The 24669-nt window shown below is 30.4% G+C and carries 27 protein-coding genes and 1 riboswitch; all 27 genes read right to left on the bottom strand.

The features are described from left to right. Positions 1-8 precede the first annotated feature (8 nt). Positions 9-1100, bottom strand: a complete 1092-nt coding sequence (gene gcvT / locus SSP_RS06205; RefSeq protein WP_011303027.1) for a glycine cleavage system aminomethyltransferase GcvT — start codon at positions 1098-1100, stop codon at positions 9-11. Positions 1101-1175: 75 nt separating this feature from the next. Next, positions 1176-1287, bottom strand: a riboswitch (glycine riboswitch). Beyond that, a complete protein-coding gene (locus SSP_RS06200; protein ID WP_002483192.1) occupies positions 1284-1757 on the bottom strand; it encodes a shikimate kinase in 474 nt (157 codons plus the stop codon). It overlaps the preceding riboswitch by 4 nt. 203 nt (positions 1758-1960) lie before the next feature. Next, positions 1961-2404 carry a competence type IV pilus minor pilin ComGF gene (comGF, locus tag SSP_RS06190; protein ID WP_011303025.1) on the bottom strand — a complete coding sequence of 148 codons (444 nt, stop codon included), beginning with the start codon at positions 2402-2404 and terminating at the stop codon, positions 1961-1963. Between the two features lie 257 nt (positions 2405-2661). Next, positions 2662-3120 carry a competence type IV pilus minor pilin ComGD gene (comGD, locus tag SSP_RS06180; protein ID WP_169932327.1) on the bottom strand — a complete coding sequence of 153 codons (459 nt, stop codon included), beginning with the start codon at positions 3118-3120 and terminating at the stop codon, positions 2662-2664. After that, positions 3098-3409: a competence type IV pilus major pilin ComGC gene (gene comGC / locus SSP_RS06175; RefSeq protein ID WP_011303023.1), complete on the bottom strand. Its 312-nt coding sequence runs from the start codon at positions 3407-3409 to the stop codon at positions 3098-3100. The genes comGD and comGC overlap by 23 nt, the downstream gene beginning before the upstream one ends. 27 nt (positions 3410-3436) lie before the next feature. After that, positions 3437-4501: a competence type IV pilus assembly protein ComGB gene (comGB, locus tag SSP_RS06170; RefSeq protein ID WP_011303022.1), complete on the bottom strand. Its 1065-nt coding sequence runs from the start codon at positions 4499-4501 to the stop codon at positions 3437-3439. Then, positions 4473-5447 carry a competence type IV pilus ATPase ComGA gene (comGA, locus tag SSP_RS06165; protein WP_011303021.1) on the bottom strand — a complete coding sequence of 325 codons (975 nt, stop codon included), beginning with the start codon at positions 5445-5447 and terminating at the stop codon, positions 4473-4475. The genes comGB and comGA overlap by 29 nt, the downstream gene beginning before the upstream one ends. A gap of 87 nt (positions 5448-5534) precedes the next feature. Beyond that, on the bottom strand, positions 5535-6158 hold the full coding sequence (locus tag SSP_RS06160) for an MBL fold metallo-hydrolase (protein WP_011303020.1): 624 nt from the start codon (positions 6156-6158) through the stop codon (positions 5535-5537). Continuing rightward, positions 6158-6484, bottom strand: coding sequence for an MTH1187 family thiamine-binding protein (locus SSP_RS06155; protein WP_002483185.1), 327 nt, complete (start codon positions 6482-6484; stop codon positions 6158-6160). Before SSP_RS06155 ends, SSP_RS06160 begins: the two co-directional genes overlap by 1 nt. After that, positions 6484-7470 carry a glucokinase gene (locus SSP_RS06150; RefSeq protein ID WP_011303019.1) on the bottom strand — a complete coding sequence of 329 codons (987 nt, stop codon included), beginning with the start codon at positions 7468-7470 and terminating at the stop codon, positions 6484-6486. The genes SSP_RS06155 and SSP_RS06150 overlap by 1 nt, the downstream gene beginning before the upstream one ends. A gap of 3 nt (positions 7471-7473) precedes the next feature. Continuing rightward, positions 7474-7671 carry a YqgQ family protein gene (locus tag SSP_RS06145; RefSeq protein WP_041080619.1) on the bottom strand — a complete coding sequence of 66 codons (198 nt, stop codon included), beginning with the start codon at positions 7669-7671 and terminating at the stop codon, positions 7474-7476. Continuing rightward, positions 7655-9112, bottom strand: a complete 1458-nt coding sequence (locus tag SSP_RS06140) for a rhomboid family intramembrane serine protease (protein ID WP_011303017.1) — start codon at positions 9110-9112, stop codon at positions 7655-7657. Before SSP_RS06140 ends, SSP_RS06145 begins: the two co-directional genes overlap by 17 nt. An 11-nt stretch (positions 9113-9123) precedes the next feature. Next, complete coding sequence (locus SSP_RS06135; protein ID WP_011303016.1) at positions 9124-9669, bottom strand: 5-formyltetrahydrofolate cyclo-ligase; 546 nt, start codon at positions 9667-9669, stop codon at positions 9124-9126. 208 nt (positions 9670-9877) lie between these two features. Next, positions 9878-10027 (bottom strand): 50S ribosomal protein L33, encoded by a 150-nt coding sequence (rpmG, locus tag SSP_RS06130; RefSeq protein ID WP_002483181.1) that lies wholly within the window; start codon positions 10025-10027, stop codon positions 9878-9880. A gap of 127 nt (positions 10028-10154) precedes the next feature. After that, on the bottom strand, positions 10155-12206 hold the full coding sequence (locus SSP_RS06125; RefSeq protein WP_011303015.1) for a peptidoglycan D,D-transpeptidase FtsI family protein: 2052 nt from the start codon (positions 12204-12206) through the stop codon (positions 10155-10157). A 121-nt stretch (positions 12207-12327) separates the two neighbouring features. Next, a complete protein-coding gene (locus SSP_RS06120; protein WP_011303014.1) occupies positions 12328-12927 on the bottom strand; it encodes a superoxide dismutase in 600 nt (199 codons plus the stop codon). 278 nt (positions 12928-13205) lie between these two features. Continuing rightward, a complete protein-coding gene (locus SSP_RS06115; RefSeq protein ID WP_002483178.1) occupies positions 13206-13619 on the bottom strand; it encodes a Fur family transcriptional regulator in 414 nt (137 codons plus the stop codon). After that, positions 13609-14469, bottom strand: a complete 861-nt coding sequence (locus tag SSP_RS06110; RefSeq protein ID WP_011303013.1) for a metal ABC transporter permease — start codon at positions 14467-14469, stop codon at positions 13609-13611. The genes SSP_RS06115 and SSP_RS06110 overlap by 11 nt, the downstream gene beginning before the upstream one ends. After that, on the bottom strand, positions 14466-15239 hold the full coding sequence (locus SSP_RS06105; RefSeq protein WP_011303012.1) for a metal ABC transporter ATP-binding protein: 774 nt from the start codon (positions 15237-15239) through the stop codon (positions 14466-14468). The genes SSP_RS06110 and SSP_RS06105 overlap by 4 nt, the downstream gene beginning before the upstream one ends. Positions 15240-15395: 156 nt before the next feature. Continuing rightward, positions 15396-16286, bottom strand: coding sequence for a deoxyribonuclease IV (locus SSP_RS06100; RefSeq protein WP_011303011.1), 891 nt, complete (start codon positions 16284-16286; stop codon positions 15396-15398). 9 nt (positions 16287-16295) lie between these two features. After that, a complete protein-coding gene (locus tag SSP_RS06095; RefSeq protein WP_011303010.1) occupies positions 16296-17636 on the bottom strand; it encodes a DEAD/DEAH box helicase in 1341 nt (446 codons plus the stop codon). Positions 17637-17977: 341 nt separating this feature from the next. Continuing rightward, positions 17978-19081, bottom strand: coding sequence for a Nif3-like dinuclear metal center hexameric protein (locus SSP_RS06090; RefSeq protein WP_011303009.1), 1104 nt, complete (start codon positions 19079-19081; stop codon positions 17978-17980). After that, positions 19082-19759 carry a tRNA (adenine(22)-N(1))-methyltransferase gene (locus SSP_RS06085; RefSeq protein ID WP_011303008.1) on the bottom strand — a complete coding sequence of 226 codons (678 nt, stop codon included), beginning with the start codon at positions 19757-19759 and terminating at the stop codon, positions 19082-19084. Positions 19760-19958: 199 nt separating this feature from the next. Then, entirely contained in the window at positions 19959-21065 is a 1107-nt protein-coding gene (rpoD, locus tag SSP_RS06080; RefSeq protein ID WP_011303007.1) for an RNA polymerase sigma factor RpoD, read from the bottom strand. 141 nt (positions 21066-21206) lie between these two features. Beyond that, positions 21207-22991 carry a DNA primase gene (gene dnaG, locus SSP_RS06075; protein ID WP_011303006.1) on the bottom strand — a complete coding sequence of 595 codons (1785 nt, stop codon included), beginning with the start codon at positions 22989-22991 and terminating at the stop codon, positions 21207-21209. A gap of 46 nt (positions 22992-23037) precedes the next feature. Next, a complete protein-coding gene (locus SSP_RS06070; protein ID WP_011303005.1) occupies positions 23038-23859 on the bottom strand; it encodes a pyruvate, water dikinase regulatory protein in 822 nt (273 codons plus the stop codon). 14 nt (positions 23860-23873) lie between these two features. Beyond that, positions 23874-24518: a helix-turn-helix transcriptional regulator gene (locus tag SSP_RS06065; protein ID WP_075345136.1), complete on the bottom strand. Its 645-nt coding sequence runs from the start codon at positions 24516-24518 to the stop codon at positions 23874-23876. Positions 24519-24669 lie beyond the last annotated feature (151 nt).

The following is a 24669-nucleotide window of genomic DNA, read 5'->3' as shown; positions in this document are numbered from 1 at the left end:
CCTTTGATTTATTTACTAATCTGATTTTTTTTAACAATTTTAGCTTTAACTTGTCTTTTTCTAACCTGTACAACAACTTCTTTTCCCATTTCAAAAGCATCTCGATTGATTAGGGCTAGTCCAATTGATTTACCAGTTAAAGGTGATTGCGTACCTGAAGTAATTTCTCCAATTTGATTACCGTCTAAATCATATACTTCATACCCTGTTCTTGGAATACCTTTGTCGATCATTTCTAATCCTACTGTTCTTCGTTTAGAACCATTCTCTTTTTGATCTTTTAGTACTGATTTACCAATAAAATCGGCTTCTATTAATGGTTTTGCAGCAAATGCTATACCCGCTTCATATGGTGTGATTGTTTCGCTTAAATCTTGACCGTGTAATGGCAGTCCAGCTTCTAATCTTAATGTGTCTCTAGCACCTAAACCGCATGGTGTCACATCATTTTTTAGAATTTCATCCCACAAATATGGTGCATCGTCTGCATTACAGTATATTTCAAATCCATCTTCACCTGTGTATCCAGACTGTGACAGTATTACATTTTTACCAAAGAATTCAACGTTTTGTTCAAATTCAAATGGTTTCATTTCAGATACATCAATATTTACATATTGTTGGACTAAATCACGTGCTTTTGGCCCTTGTATAGCTAGTTGACCATATTCAGTTGATACATTAATAACTTCAGCATCAAATGCTTTAGCTTTTTCGTACATCCACTCAAAATCTTTTTCAGTATTTCCAGCATTAACAACTAAAAGATAAACATTTTCTTCTAATTTATAAGTAATTAAATCATCAATGATGCCACCTTGTTCATTACATAAAGCTGTATACTGCGCTTTATGCGTTGTTACATTGTCAGTATCATTTGAAAGCAAATACTGTACTAAATTAGAAGCATCTGAACCTTTTATGATAATTTCTCCCATATGACTTACGTCAAATAAACCCATTTCAGTTCTAACTGCATTATGTTCTTCTTTAATACTAGAAAATTGGACTGGCATAGCCCATCCACCAAATTCTACGATTTTAGCCCCACTATCTACAAAAGTTTGATATAGTGGTGTTTTTTTAAGTTCATTGGACATGAAGAAACCTCCTAAAGATTATATAATAAAAAAACAGGGTAGCCTAAACTACCCTGTTGTAATATTTCAGGAATGCGTTACAGTATTATCCTTTTGCCTGAGAGTTTCGTAAAAACTTGCACCTTCGGCGATGGACTAAAGTTAAGTTATATTAAGTATAACTACCATTCTCTCTAATACTGATCATTCGCAAACAATCGCTTCCATGATATCATTTTGTAAATCTGAAAGAGATTGACTACTATTTACTTTTATGAATGCGATTTCATTATATCTTGAAACCCTAGATGAATACAAGCTTTTTAATTCAAATAACGATTTATTATTTGCATTTGGTCTATTGCTGTCATTTTTAATTCTTTTGTAAAGAATTTCTATATCACAATCTAACCAGATTACTTTTGGCTGTTCTTTTAATATTCGGAATGATTCATCGCCTTCTATTATACCACCGCCGGTTGAAATGATATCATAACGTTGAACACATTCTTGTAGATATTCATTTTCTAATTTTCTAAATCCTTGCTCACCAATGGCTTCGAAAATTTCAGGGATAGATTTATTTTCCTGTATTGCTATATGTTCATCTAAGTCAATATAGGAGAGTTGATTATTACTTGCTAGAAATTGACCCAAAGTTGTCTTACCTGTTCCCATAAATCCAATAAGTATGAGTGGTTCTATTTTATTATTCAAAACTAACTTCCTTTTTTATGTATGTGTTTATTTGATCTTTATAATACGATTCAATATTATCTAAGATTTTTAATTGTAATCCAATTTGAAATGTATAAATCGTAATTAAAGATAAATATAGCATAAATATGACTAGCATAAAAGGATACATATAAGCAGGATGATTAGAAAACAATTTTCTTTTCATAATAAATACCTTTCTCAAAAATTTTAAAATTAATTACTACAGATTTATCATTAACAATTTTGAACTTTGCACTAACAACATTATGTAATGTAGTAATGTTTCCTTTTCCATCTAACGTTTTAATTAATTTGTTATTTTTAAATTCATAAATGATGTTTCTCTGTTTATTTCTAATTACAATATGGTGTTCATCGGATTGATTTTTAAGAACATAAGCATTTTCTTTAATTAAATCTTGTGTCAAATCTCTTGAGAAAAATGCCAAATCTACTTCTTGAGCATTCATAATTTGCTCATTGATGGTGCCTGTCGTTCTAATTAATGCGGGTAATATTGAAAAAATGAGTATAGTTATAAAAAGTGCAAACAAGACTTCTATATATGTAAAAGCTCTAAATTTATTTGAAGAAACATTTTTCATATGCTTCTCCCTTTTTGAAAACACAAATTTTGTCGTTACTCATTTTAACGCTATAATCTTCAATCATAATTCCACTTTTCAATTCCTGTCTTTTATAGTGGTAAAGTGAATTAAGTAATATTCTAGTTAGATCTATTTCATGGCTTTTGTGTTGAATATCCAACTTTAATTGCAATATCATAGGTATAAATAAGATACAAATCAGTGTGATAATTGAAAAAGATAAAAGACTATCCATCAATAACGAGGCATTAACATTAAATTTTCTCATATCTAATACGTCCTTTTTCAATATGAAATATGATTTTATAAAGATTTTTATTCGTTTTTAGGTAGACACTTCCAAATTTGTTTGTTTCTCCAATTTTATTAAATGTTATAAATTTCAAATTTGTTCTTGGATGTATAAAGCTATTTAAAGGGAGTATTATTGCTTTGGCGCTTTTATTAGAGGGGAATTGTTCATTAATAATAATTTTATTAGAGTAATCATTAAAGACCAGTGTAATTGATTGGTTATCTTTAATCGCTTTAGATTTAATATAGTTGAATTGCATAATTAAATTATTAATTTTACGCTGTTCTATTTTGTTATTATTAGTATCGAAAGCACTGATATTAAATAGTTGGAAATATAAGAGTAAACTAATAATACAGACCACAAAAAGCATTTCTATATAAGTAAATGCGCTTTTAATTTGCAACAGCTTCACCATTGTTAATAGTGATGGCTGCACCAGATTTACATGACTTTTGATTTTCTTTAATGTATCCTTCTGTAACTAAGTCTTCTATAGACGATGGCTTTTTATTAAACTTTAAAGCATACGCTTCAATTTGGCTATCAATCATTTTAAGTTGTGCCTCACATCCAGTATTTTGCAAATGAGACGATTGTTTAGCTATATTGGGTATAATTAATATTAATAATAAGCTAATTATTAATAATACAAGTAACATTTCTATTAATGTAAAAGCATTTCTATTAATTTTTAGTTTTTTCATAATTGATTTAACTTCCTCTATTCGTAATTATTTAATTGTTTGCATTAAATCAAACATAGGCAACATAATAACTAGATATAATGACACTATTAATATAGCAATTAAAGAGAAAACAATAGGTTGTATGAACTTTATGATTAAATGAATCAACTGTTCTATTTGAGACAGTATCATTTCACTATATAGTTTCATTTCTATCTCTAGCCTCCCTTTTTTCTCACCTTCTTCAACAAAAATAATCAAATTTTTTTCAAAACACTGTAAATGCTTTAATACTTCACTTAAATTTAATCCTTGTTGTATCCCTTTTGAAATTTCATTTGCTAAAAATATTAAATATTCATCTTGCTGTTTAGCGTATATTTCAACAATCTTTTGTAAAGTTATACCATTTTTATAAAATAAAGATAATTCAGAAGCTAAGCAAAATGTTTTATAATACTTGAAAAATTTCGAAATAATGGGTATTGATAAGAGGATTTTATGCTTTATTTCTATAGATGACTTTCTATATATGATGAAAATACCTAAAATGATTAGTATAAAAATTATTGAACTATATAGGAAATACGATGGGAGGTTTGTGATGAATAAAGATAGATAGAGTTGTAATGGGGAAATACTTACATCCATACTACTATATAAATTTTGAAACTCGGGGATGATTGTATGGTTTAAAATAATTAACATTATCAAAAAAACGATAAGTAACAACGCGGGGTATTGTATTGTTTTTAAAAAGCGTTGCTTCGATTTATAGTTTTTTACTAAATATTCATAAGCGTGTGGCAAAGTAATAGTTAAATCTCCAAATATTTCTGCAAAATTGATTAACGTTACGATGGATTTAGGATAATTTAGTAACCTTAATATTTTTGCGCAGCCAGCACCATTATTTAATTCTGTTTCAATTTGCAACTTTAATTGGCGATTTTTAATGTTTGTATATTGAATTAAAAAAAGACATGCTTCACTTAGCGTATAACCGCGGTCTAACAAATCTTTTAATTTTATCAATAACGTTATTTTGTTTTTTTCTGATAAATTGAAAATATTTTTAAATTTAAATATAGCGCTCCATAGTTTCCTCACAAATAACACCTGCTTTGGCTAATTGAGTTAATTGAGTAGACAAATTAGAAAATGAACTAGGTAATGTATAGTCATTGTCTATTAAATGATTTATTTGTGCTTTAGTAAGTTGTTCATATACAAGTTTTCTTTGATTATTATAAGTCGTAATTAGTCTTTGGTTTAAAACGGTTAATAAAGCTTGTTTCATTTCTTGCATCGTTAGTCCCATTTCTTTAAGCCTTAATAATGCGCCTTTACAGTTATTAGCGTGAATTGTTGTTAATACTAAATGACCACTTAGACTCGCATGCATTACTTGTTTAGCTATTATGGCATCTCTAATTTCACCAATCAAAATAATGTCAGGATCACATCTTAAAATCGCTTTAAAAGTATTTGCATAATTGATACCTGCTTTTTCATTAATCGATACTTGTGTAATTCCAGATACTAGCTGCTCCACTGGATCTTCAACTGTTATGATATTTAAATCTAACTGCTCTTTTGCATGCATGACCATTTGATACATTAAAGTGCTTTTTCCGGAACCAGTGGGTCCACTTAATAATATAAGCCCCTGTTTTTTATTCATTAATTTATATAATGTACCTAAATTACTTGTATCACTTCCTTTTTGAAAATACTGTGGAACAATTCTGATAACACAACTTTCTATTCCCAGAGATAAAGGTAGCGTGGATATTCTTAAAAAGTAAATTTGCTTGAATTTGTAAGTATATCTACCACTTTGAGCAACATTATGTTTAGACACATCTAAACCAGCTTGATATTTCATATAGGTTAATAATTTCAAATAAATATGTTGCTGTATGGATTCAATTGGTGCAAGCGTATCTTGAACTCTGAATTTAATATATATTTTGTCATTTGAAGGAATAAAGTGCACATCAGTGGCCTTTGTACTAATCGCTTTTTTAAGTATATTATTAAATAAAAGTTTCAAAAAATCCACCTCCTACTTATATACACGTAAGAGATGGATAAATTACTTCTAATCTACTTATAAAGTTTGCGTTAAATTGAAAGCTATTCACCCATGCAAATATGGGTTAAGTTGTTCATCTTCAACAGTTGTATATGGTCCATGTCCAGGGAATAATGGTAGGTCCTCTTCAAGCGTAAATAATTTATCAAGTATCGAATCTACTAAAGTTTCATAATCTCCTTTATATAAATCCGTTCTACCGATACCTTGTTTAAACAAGGTGTCTCCTACAACTGCAAAATCTTTAAATACAAAAGTTAAACTACCTGGTGAATGACCTGGCATATGCAGGACATTGAACTCAAAGTTAGCAATATTTGTCTGGCCTTCAGTTAATGATTGTGGTGTCACTGAACTAATAACTTGTGGAAGGCCATATTGTTTGAATTTTTCTGAACCGTTTTTTTGAGTATCTGTTAAAAAATCAAATTCTGCTTTATGCATGTACACGGGTACTTGATACTTTTCTACAATAGCATCTAATGCACCTATATGGTCAAAATGTGCATGCGTTAATAAAATTGCAGATAATGGCTTATTAATTTGATTTAATTTTTTAATAATCAAGTCGCTATCACTTGCAGGATCAACTAAAAGTACATTTGTCTCATTTTCTATAAAATAAGCATTTGTATCGACCAATCCTAAAGTTAAACTTGATATTTTCATTATGCTTGCCCTCCATTATTCAAATGGTTTTCCACAGATTTTAGTTTATCATTCATTTTACGTGATTTATCTCTTCTATCATCAATTCTAATATTTGTACAAACACGATCTAATCCTTTGTCAAAAGGTAACTCATGAATTGCTTGCACAACTTCGAATAGATCTTTCAAGTCACCTTCAATTAAAGTATTCATAGGTGTCAGTTGATAATCTATTTTCCCTTGATTTTTATACTCTTTTAATTTCGTTTGTATTTCAGCAATATATTTACTTACACTTGGCCCTTCTGTACCAACTGGTATAACGACTACATCTACAATTGCCATTATTTTGCACCTTCCTTTTCAATTACATAAGTATATATTAAACCTGCAGCACCTGTAATGCCTGCATCATTGCCAAGTTGCGCTTGTACGATTTCAGTATCTTTCTGTGCTGGAGTGAAAGTTAAATTATGATATTCCGTTTTAATGTTTTCAATCAAAATAAGTCCCGCAGTTGACATACCACCACCTAAAACAATGTATTTAGGGTTACTCGTTACACTTAAAATACTACATAAATAAGCAATATAATTAGCAACGCGTTCTGTGATAAATATGCAGAATTGATCTCCTGCTTTCGCCGCATCAAAAACAGCTTTTGCAGTTACATTATTTTCTTTTATTAATTGGAGTATAGATGACTTAAAAGTTAATTTTGGATAATAAAAGTTAACAAGATTAACTACGCCTGTAGCAGATGCAACTGTTTCAATACAACCCGATTTACCACAATTACATTTAAAACGTTGGTCATGGTCTACTCGGAAATGACCAATTTCAGCTCCTGAACCATTGTGTCCATGTACGATTTCGCCATTCGAAATAATACCTCCGCCAAGTCCTGTGCCAAGTGTAATTGCAACTACATCATCAACACCATTACCTGCACCTTTATGTTTCTCTCCTAGTGCAGCTACGTTAGCGTCATTATCAACATAAACTGGACAATCAACAAATTGTTTGAAAATATTCCTAACATTTACTGGTTCCGTCCAATATAAATTGACTGCACCGTTAACTTCACCCGTTTCAAAATTAACAGGACCAGGAACTCCTATACCAACACCGATAACATCAGAAAAAGTATAATCAGATTGATCAATATATGCGACAAAAGCATTATAAATATTTTTCAACAATTGATAACCCGTTGTATCTGATGTATCCGTGTTAATTGACCATTTTGAAATACGATTTAAATTTTCATCAAAACAACCTAATTTACAAGTTGTACCACCTATATCTGCTGCTAGTATGATTTTATTCATATATTACTTACTCCTTCTCTGACTAATGATTAATCTGCATTTTAAATATTCATCTTTTGATATAAGATTATAATCATATAAAGATTTTATCTCTTGTTCCATCATTTCATACATATCCACTTTATCTTTAAAGTATATAATAAAGCCGAATTTTTTTAAAAGTTGCTGAACATCGTAAAATGAATTAATTTTCTGAATCACTATTATCGCTCAATTCTTTATTTAAATTAATATAATCTCTATTATTTGGATTAGCTTTTAATGCATTTTTGATATACTTTTTAGCTTTATCATTATTATCCAATGATCTATTTGCAATTGCGAGTTGGTAATTTAAGATACCTGAATTAGGGAAATATCGTAAGCCACGTTCCCAAAATGCGATGCCCTCAGCTTTAGAATTTTGTGTTGTTTTAATCAATCCACTTAAATAATATGTTTCATCATCTGCATAGCTTTTATTGATTGTACGTTGAACCATATTTTTCGCTTCATCATAATTACCTTGTTTCATTTCTTTAGTAATAATGTTGTTATAGATATTATCTTCCTTAATGGTGAAAATTCTAACCTGAGCAGCTAAAAATAAAACAAGAATAGTAATTAAAATAATCCAAAAACGTGTTTTATTCGTTTTGAAATAATATCCCATTAATGTAATCAATAATCCGCCAATAAATCCACCAATATGGGCCACGATATTTATATTTTGCATAAATAAAGATAAACCAATCATAATGACAAGTACAATTAATAATTGACCGATAAGCTTACGATTAAATTGTTTGCCTATATACATAAATGTGAAAATTGCACCAATAAGGCCAAAAATCGCACCGCTAGCTCCTACCGAAACGGTATCAGTATTAAAAGATAAAGAAGCAAAGTTACCAAATAAACCAGCTACCAAATAGATAACGAACATACGCCAATGACCTACAATTGATTCAACTATTTTACCAAATATGAATAAACTCAACATATTCATTAATATATGTTCAAAATTATAATGTAAAAATATAGATGTTATCAAACGATACCATTCACCATGAACAACATTAAAATGCACTAATCCACCAATATCTAAAAGCTTTAAATCTGAGGAACGATTTAAAAACAATACCATAAATAACCAAATCACAACATTTAATATGATTAAAGCATAGGTCACTGGTGAAAACTTCAACATGTGTTTTTCAATTGGATTCGTATTTAAAGCACGCTGTTTATAATACCCTTTTGTTTGCTTTGTATTTCTTTTATATAATTGTTTGATAAAGACATTAGGGATCAAGCGTTCCATATGATCTACTTCTCTAATTATCTTGACCTTAAATTTTACTGGATGATTTTCATTTAAATTTTCATCTGTAAAATGCTTATCAGTAAAAATAAACAATTCATAATTATTAGGTTCAAAACCTAGAAAAGTACTGATATCTTGCTGATTTTCTTGGATTCTGCTTTTATCAAATCTCACTTCTTGGGTTGAATTTGCTCCATATTTGAAAATAACGATACTACGCTTACGTTGATTCGCTAACCAAACTTCGTTAGTTTCTTGATTTTTATGTACAACATGATAATTTAGATATTTAATCCAAGTGTAAATACACTTCCAATAATGCTTTTCTGTAATCATTTTCCCCTCCATTATCTTGTTGTCGCTATGATTAGTTTTTCTACAGGTTGATCATGTGTTTCAACTTTAAAGTCACTTAATTGAAAATCATAAATTAAACTCATCGTTAGTTGATTATATGTACTGATAAATTTATCAAAGTAACCGCCACCATAACCAATTCTATAGCCACTATCATTAAAAGCTACCCCAGGAACAACTAATAAATCTAATTCATTGGATATTTCAGTCTTTGTATTTATATGATTTATCCCTTTAGCATCTTTATCAATATGCTTTAAATCGTCAATATGTTTAAAAGACATTTCACGCAATTGGTAATTTGTTTCAGGTACAAATACTTGTTTACCATCGTCTAGCATCTGTTGAATCAAAGTATATGTATTAACTTCGTGTGGCATGGATAATACAATACCTATACGAGAAGCAGTGCGGTATTCATCGGTATTAAAAAATTGATTAGCTAAAAACTGATCTGCTCGTTGTTTTTCCTGTTTGTTTAACATAAAAGATTTCATTAATTCAATATGTTTTTTTCTCAATAATTTTTTATCCATTTTGTACACCTTCCCGTAATTCATACTTTTATCATTATAACGTTAATGAATTATAATGTCATTAAACTGCAATTTGAATCACAATTTTTTTATAAGATTTAAGTTATGAAAATTTAAAATGTTAATTATAAATTGATTTATTCACTCATTTTAATAAACCACATAAAAATAACCAGATTCTAATAGAATCTGGTTTAAATAATATTAATTATTTTGTTTCACGGTGCATAGTGTGCTTGTTATCACGTGCACAGTGTTTTTTCATTTCTATACGTTCAGGATTAGTACGTTTATTTTTTGTAGTGATGTAGTTTCTTTCTCCACATTCTGTACAAGCTAGAGTTACGTTTACGCGCATGCTAATTCCTCCTTACCTTTTCAAAATACGACTAATTAATCATACCATTTAGTTATAAAATTGAAAAGTATTATTTTTCAATAAAGGCGACTATACCAGTATTTTCAATAAAATTGATGCTAAAATATTAATCTTTTGACTTTTCTTTGAAATAGTAATTAATAACATCTCGTCCTAAATCGCCACCATTTAACCATGGCTCAGGTACTGGTTGGTTTGTATATACAATAGAAAATGCAAGCTGTGGATTTTTGATTGGCGCATAACCAATGTAAGTTGAATTAACTCTTGGTTCGCCATCTTGAAATACTTCCGCAGTTCCAGTTTTACCAGCTGATGGTACTTCTGTATCTTTGAAACTTTGATAACCAGTTCCATCTTTTTCGTTAAATGCCATTTTGAATCCTTCTTGTACTTCGTTCACTTCATTTTGTGTATTATTAACTTTATTCAACACTTGACCTTTCACTTTTTCTTTAACTGGCCCAAGCGTTTCTTTGTTAGTCGCTTTTCTAATTTCTAAACCAACATGTGGTTGAACTCTATAACCATTATTACCGATTGTTGAAACGTATTGAGATAATTGCATAGGAGTGTAGGTATCATATTGTCCTATGGCTAAATCAAGGTAATTACCAGGATTGTCTGTTAATGGCTCAATTTGTCCGTTTGTTTCATTTGGTAAATCAATACCTGTTTTCACTCCTAAACCAACCTGATTTAAACCTTTACGCAATTTTTGTCCAGCGCTCGTAATATCGGTTGGTAATGACATATTCGGAGTATAAGGTGATCCGGCTAATTTTAATGCTGTTTTGAACATATAAACGTTTGATGAATGCATGAGTGCTTCTTTATCGTCAATTCTTACTTTACCATCTTGGTTGAAATAAGAATGTTTTGTTAAACCACCAGCGAATTTAAGCGGCTCATCAATCATTTCTTCTCCAACTTTAATTGCATTATTTTGATAGCCAGCAAGTAGCGTGCCGCCTTTTACTGAGGAACCAACTGCATATTGAGAAGTAAATGTTCCAATATCATAATCTGTTAAATCACCATTTTTATCTATTTGCTTACCTGCCATTGCTAAGATATCACCATTATTTGGGTTTTGCACAACAATTAATGCATTGTCCATATCTTTAGCGCCTTCACTACGCAATTTTGAGATTTGCTTTTCTAAATATTCTTCAGTTTTCTTCTGTAAATCTATATCAATACTTAATACAAGATCATCGCCACGTGAACCTGGATTAATTACTTTAGAGTCTATAACTTCACCTGATTTATCAGTGGTATATTTCATTTCTTTTTTCTTACCTTTTAAAATATCATCATATTGATATTCTAAATATGATTTACCTACACGATCGTTTCGAGAATACCCTTTGGCTAAATACTGCTCAGTCAATTCTTTTGGAATACCTTCTTTAGTCGTAGAAACGTCACCGAAAATGCCTCTTAACGTATCACCATATAGATATTTTCTATCCCAATCCATAGTCGTATTTACACCCGGCATATCAGATAATTTTTGCGAAACGGCTGCATACTCTTCATCACTTACATCTTCATTTTTAATTGTTTGTGGATCAAGTGCAGAACCAGACATCATTTCTCTATAAATAGCAAGGATTTGTAAATCTTTATCATTTAGTGAGTTGATTTGATTTTTACCTACTTTTTTATATAAAGCATCATCATATTCATCTTGGGTAATATTACCGTCATCTAACAATACTTGCTCGTTTTTCATTAAACTTTTAGCTTTATTTGGATGAAGTTGTATCCAATAATCTTGTTTATCACGATCAGTAATTTTATCTGTATCCATTTTAATAAGTTTTGATAATTTTTCAGCAGTTTTCAATACTTCTGATTGTGAAGTTTTTCTTCCTCTTGCATATGTAATCGCTTTTTTAGAAGCATTGTCGACAAGGACTTTGCCATTCCTATCTAGAATACGACCTCTAGGAACAGCTTCGTTGACTGTCAGGTTTTCACTATTTTTAATAAGTTGCTTATAATGAGAACCTTGTGCAATTTGTAAATATCCTAATCTTAAAACAATTATCGCAAAAATGAATACAATGATTCCAAATATAAAGCTAATTCTTTTATTCATCGTATTTCTAATTTTTTCATCATTTGATTTTTCTTTTAATCTTTTTAGCAAAACAGCATACCTCTATTCAATAGTTCTCACTACAAATGATATATGAAATCAGTCAATATTTCTATTATTTTAGTTAAAAAAATGACGACCTTTGAAAAGGCCGTCATAATCGTCCGCGCAATTATTTTGCAGCGTTATATAATTCGTCAACTTTTTCCCAATTAACAACATTCCAGAAAGCACTAATATAGTCTGGACGTTTATTTTGGTATTTAAGGTAATATGCGTGTTCCCAAACATCTAATCCTAAGATTGGTGTTTTACCTTCAGTTAATGGGTTATCTTGGTTAGGTGTTGTAACGATTTCTAAGTTACCGTTATTCACAACTAGCCATGCCCAACCTGAACCGAAACGAGCTGCTGCTTTGTCAGCAAATTCTTCTTTAAATGCATCTAAAGAGCCCCATTGTTCTTTAATTTTATCAACAACAGTACCTTTTTCTTCTGAGTTTGGAGTTAATAATTCCCAGAATAGTGAGTGGTTTAAGTGTCCACCACCATTATTTCGAACAGCTGTTTGAATATTTTCTGGAACACTGTCTAAGTTTGCAACAATTTCTTCGATTGATTTAGATTCTAAATCAGTTCCTTCTACTGCTGCATTTAATTTAGTTACATAAGTGTTATGGTGTTTGTCATGGTGAATTTCCATTGTTTGTTTATCAATGTGTGGTTCCAATGCATCAAAACCATAAGGTAAATTTGGTAATTCAAAAGCCATAAATAATCATCCTCCTAATTAATCTTTAAATAAAGCATAACAATTATTAATGATGACAACAATTAATATGCTTAAACATTAATTGTAATGTCATAATATAGTATTTGTTATCTTTAGTTACTCTATTAGTATATCTCAAAAACAGCTTATTTAAACATGTTTATCAAACAATTTTAAAAATTCACTTTAATTCATACTAATGACCTATGTTTAAAAAGAGATAAGCTTGTAGAAAGAATGAATTTGTCACGTTTTACATTAAATCAATTACTCATATATTATGCTTTTTGGCACGATTCGCATATGCCATAAACTTCTAATTTATGTGTGTGAATATCTACTTTTGGTAAAAATGCTTTAATTTGATCAATTGGACAAAAATCTATTACTTTTGTATCGCCACAGGATTCACAAATAAAATGATGGTGATGATGATCAGTACATGCAATTCTGAATTTCATTTCTCCATCTAATTCAGTACCTTCTACAATACCTAAATCTTTAAATAAATGTAAGTTTCTATAAATTGTATCGAATGAAATGCCAGGGTAATTTTTGTCCATTTTTTGTTGTATTATTTTTGCATTGATGTATTTATCTTCTTCTACAAAAATATCAATCATTTCACGTCTTTTATTTGTATATTTGTGTCCATGATTTTTAATAATGCCAATAGCTTCTTCAGTCTTCATCTTTAGCAACTCCTTTAATCGATTTTACTTTTAATCTTTGATACATCATCGTTATTGCTAAAATAAGTACAAGTAGTACTACTATTACACCGCCAGGAGATATATTCATATAAAATGCTAGAACAAGTCCAGCGATAACAGAAAACTCTCCAATAATCACGCTCAATATAATTAATTGTTTAAATCCTTTAGTTATTCGCATTGAAACTGCTACTGGTAACGTAATTAAAGCACTTACCAATAATATGCCTACAACACGCATAGAAGCAGAAATTACCATTGCAACGATAATTATAAATAAAAATTGTATCCATTTTGGAATTCCAATTACTTTACTATATTCCTCATCGAACGATAATATAAATAGTTCTTTATAAAATGAGAAAATAAATATGAGTACGATAACTACAATCACGATAATAGTTGATAAATCACTTAATGTAACAGCACTGATTGAACCAAATAATAGCCCAACTATTTCTTGGTTAAATCCATCAGCGAGTGATATAAAGATAGCACTTAATGCAATACCTGCGCTCATGATGATAGGTATCGCAATTTCCTGATAATTACTATAAGATCTTCTTAAATTCTCTATAAGTAAAGCGCCTATAATAGCAAATAAAATACCAAACCACATTGGGTTAATAAATACAAATGCAGGTATCACCGTTATAATGAACATGCCAAAGGAAATACCTCCCAGTGTAACATGACTGAGTGCATCGGCAATGAGTGACAATCTTCTAACAACGATAAAAGCACCAATAAGTGGTGCAATGAAACCAATTAATATACCACTGATAAGTGAATATCTCATAAAATCAAAATTCAGTAGGGCTTCTATCATGATGAACAACACTCCCTACTATGTTGATGATCAACAAATTGTATTGGATGACCATAAATTTTTGAAATTTCTACTTCGTCTAGAGATTTAAATGCTTCTGTTGTTCCATGGAAATGTAAATGTTTATTGAGACATGCAACCTCTGTAGCTGTATCGGCAACCACACCAATATCATGCGTTACTAGTATAATTGTTACGCCTTCATTTTTGAGTCTTTTCAACGTTTCATAAAATTCACTAACATGTTTTGCATCAATACCACTGGTCGGTTCATCTAAAATTAATACCGAAGGCTCACTTATAAGTGCTCTAGCTATTAAGACGCGTTGTTGTTGTCCTCCGGATAATTCAGCAATGTTTTTATCTATTAAATGTTCTATATTCAGTCTTTTTAATACAATTTCTACTTTTCTCTCATCTTTTTTATTGAACCATTGAAACAGTCTTTTACGTTTAGTTAGACCACTTATCACAACTTCTTTAACACTTGCAGGGAACCCCGCTTTAAAGGCTTGTGCTTTTTGTGAGACGTAACTTATTTTTAACAATGATTGTTTGCCATTATAATCTTTTCCATCCACATATATTTGACCTTTTTGGATAGGTAATAACCCTAGGATAATTTTCAATAGTGTTGATTTTCCAGCACCATTGGGTCCTACAATTGCAACAAACTCTCCTCGATTAATTTTTATATTTATATTTTCAAGTACTTGTTTGTTATCAAAATAATAATCAATATTTTTTAATTCGAATACTGGTGTAGTCATGTTTTCACCTCGTTCTATACTATACAACGTCGAACCCAATATGTAAATAGTAATGTTTCCGAATTAACAAAAAAGAGTAAGCACAAATAGCCTATTTTATATCTAGGATACTTACGCTTACTCAATTCAATATATTAGTTTAATTTTAAACAAACATTATTGTTGTAATATTTTATTTTTTAAATCTTCATCAAATTTTTGCTGTTTTAACATTTCAATTTCTAATTTATATGGTGGTTTTTTATTTTTTTTATCTTCACCTACATAAGGTGTTTCTAATATCTTAGGTATATCTTTAAATGTATCATGATGTACGACATAATTTAATGCATCAAAGCCAATATATCCAAAACCGATATTTTCGTGTCTATCTTTATGTGCACCAATATCATTTTTACTATCATTGACGTGTACTACTTTAATTCTATCTACACCGATAATTTTATCAAATTCATTTAGTACACCATCAAAATCTTCTTTAACATTATAGCCAGCATCATGTGTATGACATGTGTCGAAACAAACCGATAAACGATCATTATGGTTTACACCATCTATAATTCTTGCTAGCTCTTCAAAGTTTCTACCTACTTCAGAACCTTTTCCAGCCATCGTTTCTAATGCAATTCTTACATTATTATCGTTCGTTAAAACTTCGTTTAAACCTTCTATAATTTTTTTAATACCAGCATCTGTACCTTCTCCTACATGAGAGCCTGGGTGTAAAACAATATCTTGTGCACCAAGTGCTTGTGTTCTTTCGATTTCACTTTGAAGAAACTCTACACCCAATTCAAAGACATGGGGTTTAACAGTATTTGCGATATTTATAATATAAGGTGCGTGAACAACAATATTGGAAAGACCATGTGCTTTCATTATCTCATGACCTTTTTCAATATTTAATTCTTCGATAGGTTTTCTTCTAGTATTTTGAGGTGCACCCGTGTAAATCATAAAAGTAGATTCGCCAAATTTATGTGCTTCTTCAGCTGAACCTTCTAACATTTTTTTACCATTCATAGATACATGTGATCCTAATAACATAAAATTCACCTATCCTTTTCTATTTTTTCTATCTTGACGACTTTTCTGTTTACTAAATTGTTTACGTTCCTTACGTTTTAAATCATCTAAATCTCTTTTGAATTTTTTCTTATAGCCTGGCTTTACTTTTTTCTTATTCGTTTTAACTTTATATTTCAATTGATTTGTTAAGTGATCGTCTTTATTTTTACGCGTTTGTCGCATATTATGCGCTTTTATTGGTTTTAATTCATCGTCTTTGATATCTACATTTTCGAATTTATAACCTCTTTGCTCAATTAATGCAATATTATGCTCTTCATCAGGACTGTACAATGTAATTGCTACACCTTTGTATTGACCACGTCCTGTACGTCCAACTCTATGTGTAAAGAAATCAATATCATTAGGCACATCGAAGTTAATTACATGGCTTACACCGTCAATATCTATACCACGTGAAGCTAAATCACTTGCAATCACAAATTGGAATTCTAAATTTCTAATTCTTTTCATTTGTTGTTTACGTTCTCTAGGTGTAAGACCACCGTGAATCATCCCTAATTTTAAACCAGCAGCATTTAATTGTTTTGCTAATTCATCTGCACTATCTCTACTGTTACAGAATATAATACATAAATATGGATTTAATATATCGATCAGTTTTAGTGTTTTTTCTATTTTTGCTTCACCTTTTGTAGGTATTAAATAAAATTCGATATTTTTCTTATTTTTTTCTGTGTTTTCAATTTCTACAAATTCTGGATTTTCTAAATATTTATTTAAAAATGGGTGCAATGACTTAGGAATAGTTGCACTAAATACTGCAATATGTGCATTTTCATCTAGTCTTGTTGCTACGTAATCCACTTCATCTATTAGTCCTAAATCAATCATTAAATCTGCTTCATCAATCACCAAATAAGAAGCTAAGTGTACATGTAAATCCCCATGTTTAGCTAAATCGTTAATTCGAGTTGGTGTGCCTATGATAAGTTGCGGTTGGTTCTTAACTCGGCTACGATCTTTTTCGATATCTGTGCCGCCAATGAAGAGTTTTACAGATACGTCTTCTTTGAATCTTGTTAAATGACTTGCTACATCAAATAGTTGTTGTGCTAGTTCACGTGTTGGTGCAACAACTATTGCTTGTGGTTCTTTATAGTCTGTATCGATTGAATTTAATAATGGTAATAAAAACGCATGTGATTTTCCTGTGCCTGTTTGTGATTGACCAATTAAATTCACTTGTTTAATTATCTTTGGTATGACACGTGTCTGTATTTCAGTCGGTTGATTAAAATTCAAATCTTTCACAGCATCTATAAGACCTGCTTCTAAATTAAATTTTTCAAATGGGTGATTTGCCATGTCTTGGCCTCCTTAAATCTTCATCTTGTCTATTATAAAGCAAAACACTATAATTTTGAACTAAATTATTGATTTGGAATCTGACTTTGAACCTTTAAGTAGTCTTTGTAGAGAAATACGCACCTTATCAAAATAATTTCGCAGAACAATCTTACTTTTTACTCTACAGCATTTAAAATGGTTGAGATACTTATTTATATCTCAACCACTTATTAACTTATTTAGTGTATCTACCATAAAAAAGTATCCCTAATAATTCATATAGTATTTTACTATTTGTTGTTTCTATTGATTCGGGCATATTTTGGTTTAAGATAACCTATAAATTTTTAAAATTTTAATTATAGATAGTTGAAGGGATCTGTATTAAGTTTTGACGCTATAATTTTAAAATCTTCTGTTTCATTATTTAACCAATCTACTAATAACTCACATAAACCTTCTTTCATTACATATTCACTGTAATGATTAATATCTAATAGATTCATACCTGCGATTTTTGCATCTAAAGCATCATGGTGTTTTATGTCTCCTGTTACAAATATATCTGCACCTTTATTTATAGCGTCAAATTCAAATCCAATACCTGAACCACCAATAATTGCTACTGTTTTAATGTCTGCATCTAAATTACCTGTAAATCTAACACTAGGCATTTTCAAATTCGTTTTCACATGGTTTACAAATGCCATTGTATTCATCGTTTCTTCCAATTCACCAAGCATTCCCAAGCCATAATCTGCTTCTTTTTGTAATTCTATAAAATCAAATACAGGTGTTTCATATGGATGGTGTTGCATTATAAGTTGTTGAGCTAGTTGTTTCTGATTATAATCAATCATAAATTCTAATTTATATTCTTCAACAGATGAAATTTGGTCTAATTCACCAATGTGCGGATTGGCACCCTCAATCGGTTTGAATTGTCCATTTCCTGGGGTTTCAAAGAAACAATATTGATAATCCCCTTCTTCTGCTAATCCTGCTTCACTTAATTTATTTTTAAAGTCTATTAAATTTTCTTTAGGAATAAAGACTTGAACTTTATAATAGGAGCGTAACTCAGGATTTAAAATACGTTGATGATTTAACTTAAGTTTATTGGCAAGCATTGCATTAACGCCTTTAGGGTAAACATCTAAATTTGTATGTAGTGCAATGACATTTATATCATGTTTAATTAATTTTCTTAAAATTGCACCATAACCATCATCTTGTGTTATTTGTTTGATTCCTTTGAAAATAAGTGGATGGTGACAAATAATGGTATTACAGTGATTTTTTAATGCGTCATCTACTACTTCTTCAGTACAATCAAGTGCAGTCATAATGCCTGAAATCGTTGCGCTTTTATTGCCAATTAACAATCCTACATTATCCCAAGATTCAGCAGAAGCAAATGGAACATGCTTATTAATGATATTCAGTAAATTTTCTATGTTCATTTAAATCACCTCATTAATTAAATTAATATCCTTATCAATTTCTCTTAAACGTTCTGTATGTACATTTGGATTCAAATTACTTTTTATTTTTAACAATGCGTCATGTTCGCGTTTCCATTTTTTATAAAATAATGGGGTTTTATTTTGGAGTAATTTTGGGCCAAATTTTATTTCTTGTTCAGTCATAGGTTCACAATGATTATTATAATCAGCAACAAGTATTTCATAGATGTGACCTTTTTCTTCCAAAATTTCTTCTGCGATTATAGTGTAGTTTAACTTTAATAGTTGCTCACGTATTGCACTAGATTGAATATTACTTTGTAATATCAGTCTAGGTTTGTTTTCTAATTTTTCAGTGCCTTCATTTAATATTTTAGCGATTAATGGACCACCCATGCCACAAATTGATACAGAAGTGACATGGTCTTCGGGTCTTATAACAGTTAAGCCATCTCCGAGCCTAACATCAATTTCATGACTCAGTTTATAATCTCGTACATTGCGAATAGACGCATCAAATGGTCCTTTAATCACTTCCCCAGCAATTGCAGAATCAATTAAATGATTTTCAATGGCATAAATTGGTAGGTAGGCGTGATCTGATCCAATGTCAGCTAAACAATTACCTTGAATAAAAGTACTTACTTTTTTTAATCTCTGATTTAATGGAATCATATTGTTACTCCTCTGATATATGTAAAAAAGGAGCGGGATTGAAATCTAAAAATGTAATTAGATTTCGTATGCCCGCCCCCTACAAAGATAAATTGATTTCAAAATACTTAGCGTGAGTGAATTTAGAAATCAGTCAGTCATTGCTTTAACAATTTATACACAATAACGTGTGGTTTCCAATTTATGTTTATATTACTTGTTAGTCCATAAAGTCTTTTAGACGTTTACTTCTGCTTGGGTGTCTTAGTTTTCTAAGCGCTTTTGCTTCTATTTGACGAATACGTTCTCTAGTAACGCCAAATACTTTACCTACTTCTTCTAATGTGCGCGTACGTCCATCATCCAAACCAAAACGTAAGCGTAGTACATTTTCTTCACGGTCCGTCAATGTATCTAAGACATCTTCTAATTGTTCTTTTAACAATTCATAGGCCGCATGATCAGAAGGACTTTGAGCCTCTTGGTCCTCAATAAAATCACCTAAATGACTATCATCTTCTTCACCAATTGGTGTTTCAAGTGATACAGGTTCTTGAGCAATTTTTAAGATTTCTCTTACTTTTTCTGGTGGTAAATCCATTTCTTCCCCTATTTCTTCAGGTGCAGGATCTCTACCTAAATCTTGTAATAATTGTCTTTGAACACGAATTAATTTGTTAATTGTTTCTACCATGTGTACCGGTATACGAATTGTACGTGCTTGGTCAGCAATCGCACGAGTGATTGCTTGACGAATCCACCAAGTTGCATAAGTTGAAAATTTAAATCCTTTATTAAAATCGAACTTTTCTACTGCTTTGATTAAACCCATATTACCTTCTTGAATAAGGTCAAGGAAAAGCATGCCACGACCTACATATCTTTTAGCAATACTAACTACAAGTCGTAAATTGGCTTCAGCTAATCGAGATTTCGCAACTTCATCGCCCTGCTCAATTTTTTTCGCCAATTCAATTTCTTCTTGAGCGTTTAATAAATTTACTCGTCCGATTTCTTTTAAATACATACGCACTGGATCATTTATTTTTACGCCTGGAGGTGCACTTAAATCATTTGGATTTAATTTGGAATCTTTATCTGAACTATCTTTTTCATTAACTAAACTTATGTCATTATCAGTTAATTGATCAAATAATTCGTCCATTTGATCAGAATCCATTTCGAAATTTTGCAGTTTTTCTGCAATTTCTTCATGACTAAGGTGCCCTTCTTTTTTACCTTTTTCAATTAATTGTTTTTTTACATCTTCTAAAGTTAGAGATGGATCAATCGTTTGTTTTTTAACTTTAACGTTATTTCCAGACATGAAATGGCCTCCCGAATATAATATCAAATTGATATCAAAATATTTTTATAGATAAAATTAGTGAAATCTACTCAAAATATTTACTTAGTATACATTTTAGCAACCCCATATAAATAAATATACAGACAAATACATAAAAAATTAATTCATTCTATTTTTATTGTGATTTACAATTTTTTCTAAATAATATTTTTGCAGTTCTAAATCACCTAACCTTGAAGCTTCCCGCAACTTTTGATTAAGCGATTCAATCGTTTCTTCATTTCTATTAGATGTCAGTGTATTTATATAATCGTCAATCTCATATTCATAAGGTTCTTCATTTATCATATAATTATCTAATGATATAAATGCTTCTTTGATTTCATTGATATCGATATACTGTAACACATCACTAATATTAAACGTATCATTTTCAGAGTAAAACTCATGTAAAACATTAAATATACGCTTAAAATATTGATTTGTAAAGTCCTCTGTTTGAAGTAATTTATGATAATTCAAGAAAGTGTCTTTATCGTTCATAAAATGTTTTAATAAAGCACGTTCTGCTTTTTCATGTTTGCTCAAATTATTAAATTCAGGAACAGTGGGTATTTGATAATTGTGTGGCTGATAATAATCTTGTTGCTGTCCTACTTCATTATTTAGACTATCCAAGCTAACTTTAAACAATTCAGATACTTCTTGCAATATTTTTTTGCGTAAAATCGTTGATTGCATAAATGAAATATCATTAGTTATCTCTTTTAAATATCTTTCATATGCTAGATCATTGTTTTCTATTTCGTCTTGATGCGTGTGAATTTTGTAAATGATGAAGGACTTCTTCTCATGTTCAACATAATAATTAAAAGCGTCTGCGCCATGTTTACCAATATATTCATCAGGGTCCATATTTTTAGGAAGTTGTACTACAAAGACGTTAAAGCCTTGTTGTAATAGAGCCTGTCCTGATTTCAAAGTAGCTTCAGTACCCGCAAAATCACCGTCGAACATCAAAGTGACATTTGTTGTTAATTTCTTTATAAAGGCAATATGTTCATTTGAAATCTGTGTACCCATACTAGCAACAACTTGTTTCAATCCTGCTTGATCTGATTTGATTACATCCATAAAGCCTTCTAATAAAATAATTTCATCATTTTTACGTATTGATTTTCTTGCTTTATCTACATTGTAAAGTAATCTTCGCTTTTGAAATATGGGTGTTTCTGGACTATTTAAATATTTTGGCTCTTGATTTGTATATGTTCTACCAGAATAACCAACAGTTCTTCCTTGTGCATTATTTAATGGAAACATGATACGATCACGAAATCGATCATAATAACTAAAATTCTCTTCATTTCGTGACAACAAACCAGATTCATAAGCTAGTTCAATGTCATATTCTTTTTTCTTTAAAAAATCATGACAGAAATGCGCATTATTAGGTGCATAACCAATTTTTCTTGCATCTATTAATTCATCTGTAAAACCACGTTCTTTTAAATAATTTAATGCCGCTTCACCTTCAACAGTTTTCTTCAGTGCGTAATGGTAATAATCTTGCATTAATTCATGCATTTCAATCATTTTTAAATCATCTGAAGCGACTTGATGCCCATTGTCTTGATTAGCATAACTTTGATCGGTTTCAACTTTAATATTTACACGTTCACCTAATTCTTTTACTGCTTCTGTAAATGGGATATCTTTAATTTCTTGTGTGAATTGAAAAACATTACCACCTTTTTTACAACCGAAGCAGTGACAAATTTGTTTATCTTCAGAAACTGTAAATGAGGGTGTTTTTTCATCATGAAAAGGACACAAACCTATATAATTGCGTCCTCTCTTCTCTAACTTCACATACTCACTAACTAAATCAAGTATATCCGTTTTATCTTTTATTTCATTTATCGTGGATTGATCGATTCTCAATATTATCACCTATTAAACATTAGTCATACTATTATAATTGTTTTCGTTAATTTTTGAAATTATTTTGCTCAATAAGACTGATAATATCATTTGCTGTTTCTTCAATAGCCTTATCTGAAACATCAATTATAGGACAACCAATTTTATCAACTAATTCATGGAAATAATTCAGCTCTTCTTCTATGCGTTGTTCAGTAGCATATCTTGCACTTTCACCTAAGCCAAGTTGTCTGAGTCTTTCTTTACGAATTCTATTTAATTTTTCTTCACTAATTTTTAAAGCGATACATTTAGAAGAATCTATATTAAATAAATCATCTGGAGGTGTTACTTCAGGTACGATTGGAATATTCATAACTTTGTAACTTTTATGTGCTAGATATTGTGATAACGGCGTCTTAGACGTTCTTGAAATCCCTAACAATACAATGTCAGCCTTGAATAAACCTTTTGGATCTTTACCATCGTCATATTTAACTGCAAATTCAATTGCATCAATTTTTTTGAAATAAGCTTCATCTAGTTGATGGACTAAACCTGGTTCAAAATACGGCTTTTCATCTATTTGATCTAATAAAATATTCATTAGTGGCCCCATAATATCCACTGCTTTAATTTTAAATTCTGCTAATTTCGCTTCCATGTATTTTCTAATTTCTGGTTTAACTAGTGTATATACCACTATCGCTTCGGTATCTTTTGCTACTGAAATCACTTCATCCACATTTTCTAGTGCTTCTATATAGGGATACCTACTTATTTCACTTTCACATTGTTTAGGATTAAATTGTGAAATGCAAGCTCTTGCTACAAGTTCGGCTGTTTCACCTACTGAGTCGGATGCCACGATTATTTGAATATTTTTCATTTACTTAAAACCACCTATTCATTTAGTAAGGATACAAAGATTTTAGTGATCGTAGTTTTAGAAATACGACCTTTAACTTCATATTTATCATTATCTTTCTTTACTACAATTGGTAATGAATCAATTTCTTTTTCGATCATAAGATTTGCTGCATGTATGACTTTCTCACCTTCAAGTACAAAACTCAAATTCGGCATTCGTGTCATAATAATATTAACTGGCATTGTATGTATATCATCACCAATCATAGAAGCTCTCAGTAAATCTTTACGAGAACAAACACCCATAAAGTCACCATCACTATTAATAACAAACAATGTGCTGACATCTTCTAAAAATATGGTGCAAATTGCATCATAAACTGACGTCTCACTTTTAACGACGACAGGGTGAGACGCATAATCTTTCACAACATATTGCTTCAATTCATCCGCAATTAATTTATTCTGAGGTTTGCCAGAATAATAATAACCTACACGTGGTCGAGCTTCTAATATGCCAGACATTGTTAATATGGCTAAATCCGGTCGCAATGTAGCTCTAGTCAAGCTCAGACGATCAGCAATATGTTCTCCTGTAATAGGCCCATTACTCTTTACTATTTCAATTATTTGTTGTTGCCTTTTACTTAGTTCTATAACACTCACCCCTTTATTCATTCTTCTTAATTATACATTGAATTTTTAATTGCTACAAATACATATATTTACTTGCTTATAAACTATCAATACATTAAAATTAGACTTAAAGCGAGTTAAGGATGGTGAAAGCTTAACAAGTAACAATGGCTAAAATTAAATGATAGTTAAA

The sequence above is a fragment of the Staphylococcus saprophyticus subsp. saprophyticus ATCC 15305 = NCTC 7292 genome (genome assembly GCF_000010125.1).
Taxonomy (GTDB): Bacteria; Bacillota; Bacilli; order Staphylococcales; family Staphylococcaceae; genus Staphylococcus; species Staphylococcus saprophyticus.
Note: the sequence above shows the minus strand (reverse complement) of the source record. Positions and strands in the feature narration are given on the sequence as shown.

What these genes read in the sequence shown, in the direction of transcription:
- gcvT (WP_011303027.1), bottom strand. Translation starts at nt 1,100, where the DNA reads ATGTCCAATGAACTTAAAAAAACACCACTATATCAAACTTTTGTAGAT.
- SSP_RS06200 (WP_002483192.1), bottom strand. Translation starts at nt 1,757, where the DNA reads ATGGGAACAGGTAAGACAACTTTGGGTCAATTTCTAGCAAGTAATAAT.
- comGF (WP_011303025.1), bottom strand. Translation starts at nt 2,404, where the DNA reads ATGAAAAATGTTTCTTCAAATAAATTTAGAGCTTTTACATATATAGAA.
- comGD (WP_169932327.1), bottom strand. Translation starts at nt 3,120, where the DNA reads ATGGTGAAGCTGTTGCAAATTAAAAGCGCATTTACTTATATAGAAATG.
- comGC (WP_011303023.1), bottom strand. Translation starts at nt 3,409, where the DNA reads ATGAAAAAACTAAAAATTAATAGAAATGCTTTTACATTAATAGAAATG.
- SSP_RS06160 (WP_011303020.1), bottom strand. Translation starts at nt 6,158, where the DNA reads ATGAAAATATCAAGTTTAACTTTAGGATTGGTCGATACAAATGCTTAT.
- SSP_RS06155 (WP_002483185.1), bottom strand. Translation starts at nt 6,484, where the DNA reads ATGGCAATTGTAGATGTAGTCGTTATACCAGTTGGTACAGAAGGGCCA.
- SSP_RS06150 (WP_011303019.1), bottom strand. Translation starts at nt 7,470, where the DNA reads ATGAATAAAATCATACTAGCAGCAGATATAGGTGGTACAACTTGTAAA.
- SSP_RS06140 (WP_011303017.1), bottom strand. Translation starts at nt 9,112, where the DNA reads ATGATTACAGAAAAGCATTATTGGAAGTGTATTTACACTTGGATTAAA.
- SSP_RS06135 (WP_011303016.1), bottom strand. Translation starts at nt 9,669, where the DNA reads ATGGATAAAAAATTATTGAGAAAAAAACATATTGAATTAATGAAATCT.
- rpmG (WP_002483181.1), bottom strand. Translation starts at nt 10,027, where the DNA reads ATGCGCGTAAACGTAACTCTAGCTTGTACAGAATGTGGAGAAAGAAAC.
- SSP_RS06120 (WP_011303014.1), bottom strand. Translation starts at nt 12,927, where the DNA reads ATGGCTTTTGAATTACCAAATTTACCTTATGGTTTTGATGCATTGGAA.
- SSP_RS06115 (WP_002483178.1), bottom strand. Translation starts at nt 13,619, where the DNA reads ATGAAGACTGAAGAAGCTATTGGCATTATTAAAAATCATGGACACAAA.
- SSP_RS06110 (WP_011303013.1), bottom strand. Translation starts at nt 14,469, where the DNA reads ATGATAGAAGCCCTACTGAATTTTGATTTTATGAGATATTCACTTATC.
- SSP_RS06105 (WP_011303012.1), bottom strand. Translation starts at nt 15,239, where the DNA reads ATGACTACACCAGTATTCGAATTAAAAAATATTGATTATTATTTTGAT.
- SSP_RS06100 (WP_011303011.1), bottom strand. Translation starts at nt 16,286, where the DNA reads ATGTTATTAGGATCACATGTATCTATGAATGGTAAAAAAATGTTAGAA.
- SSP_RS06095 (WP_011303010.1), bottom strand. Translation starts at nt 17,636, where the DNA reads ATGGCAAATCACCCATTTGAAAAATTTAATTTAGAAGCAGGTCTTATA.
- SSP_RS06090 (WP_011303009.1), bottom strand. Translation starts at nt 19,081, where the DNA reads ATGAACATAGAAAATTTACTGAATATCATTAATAAGCATGTTCCATTT.
- SSP_RS06085 (WP_011303008.1), bottom strand. Translation starts at nt 19,759, where the DNA reads ATGATTCCATTAAATCAGAGATTAAAAAAAGTAAGTACTTTTATTCAA.
- rpoD (WP_011303007.1), bottom strand. Translation starts at nt 21,065, where the DNA reads ATGTCTGGAAATAACGTTAAAGTTAAAAAACAAACGATTGATCCATCT.
- SSP_RS06070 (WP_011303005.1), bottom strand. Translation starts at nt 23,859, where the DNA reads ATGAAAAATATTCAAATAATCGTGGCATCCGACTCAGTAGGTGAAACA.
- SSP_RS06065 (WP_075345136.1), bottom strand. Translation starts at nt 24,518, where the DNA reads ATGAATAAAGGGGTGAGTGTTATAGAACTAAGTAAAAGGCAACAACAA.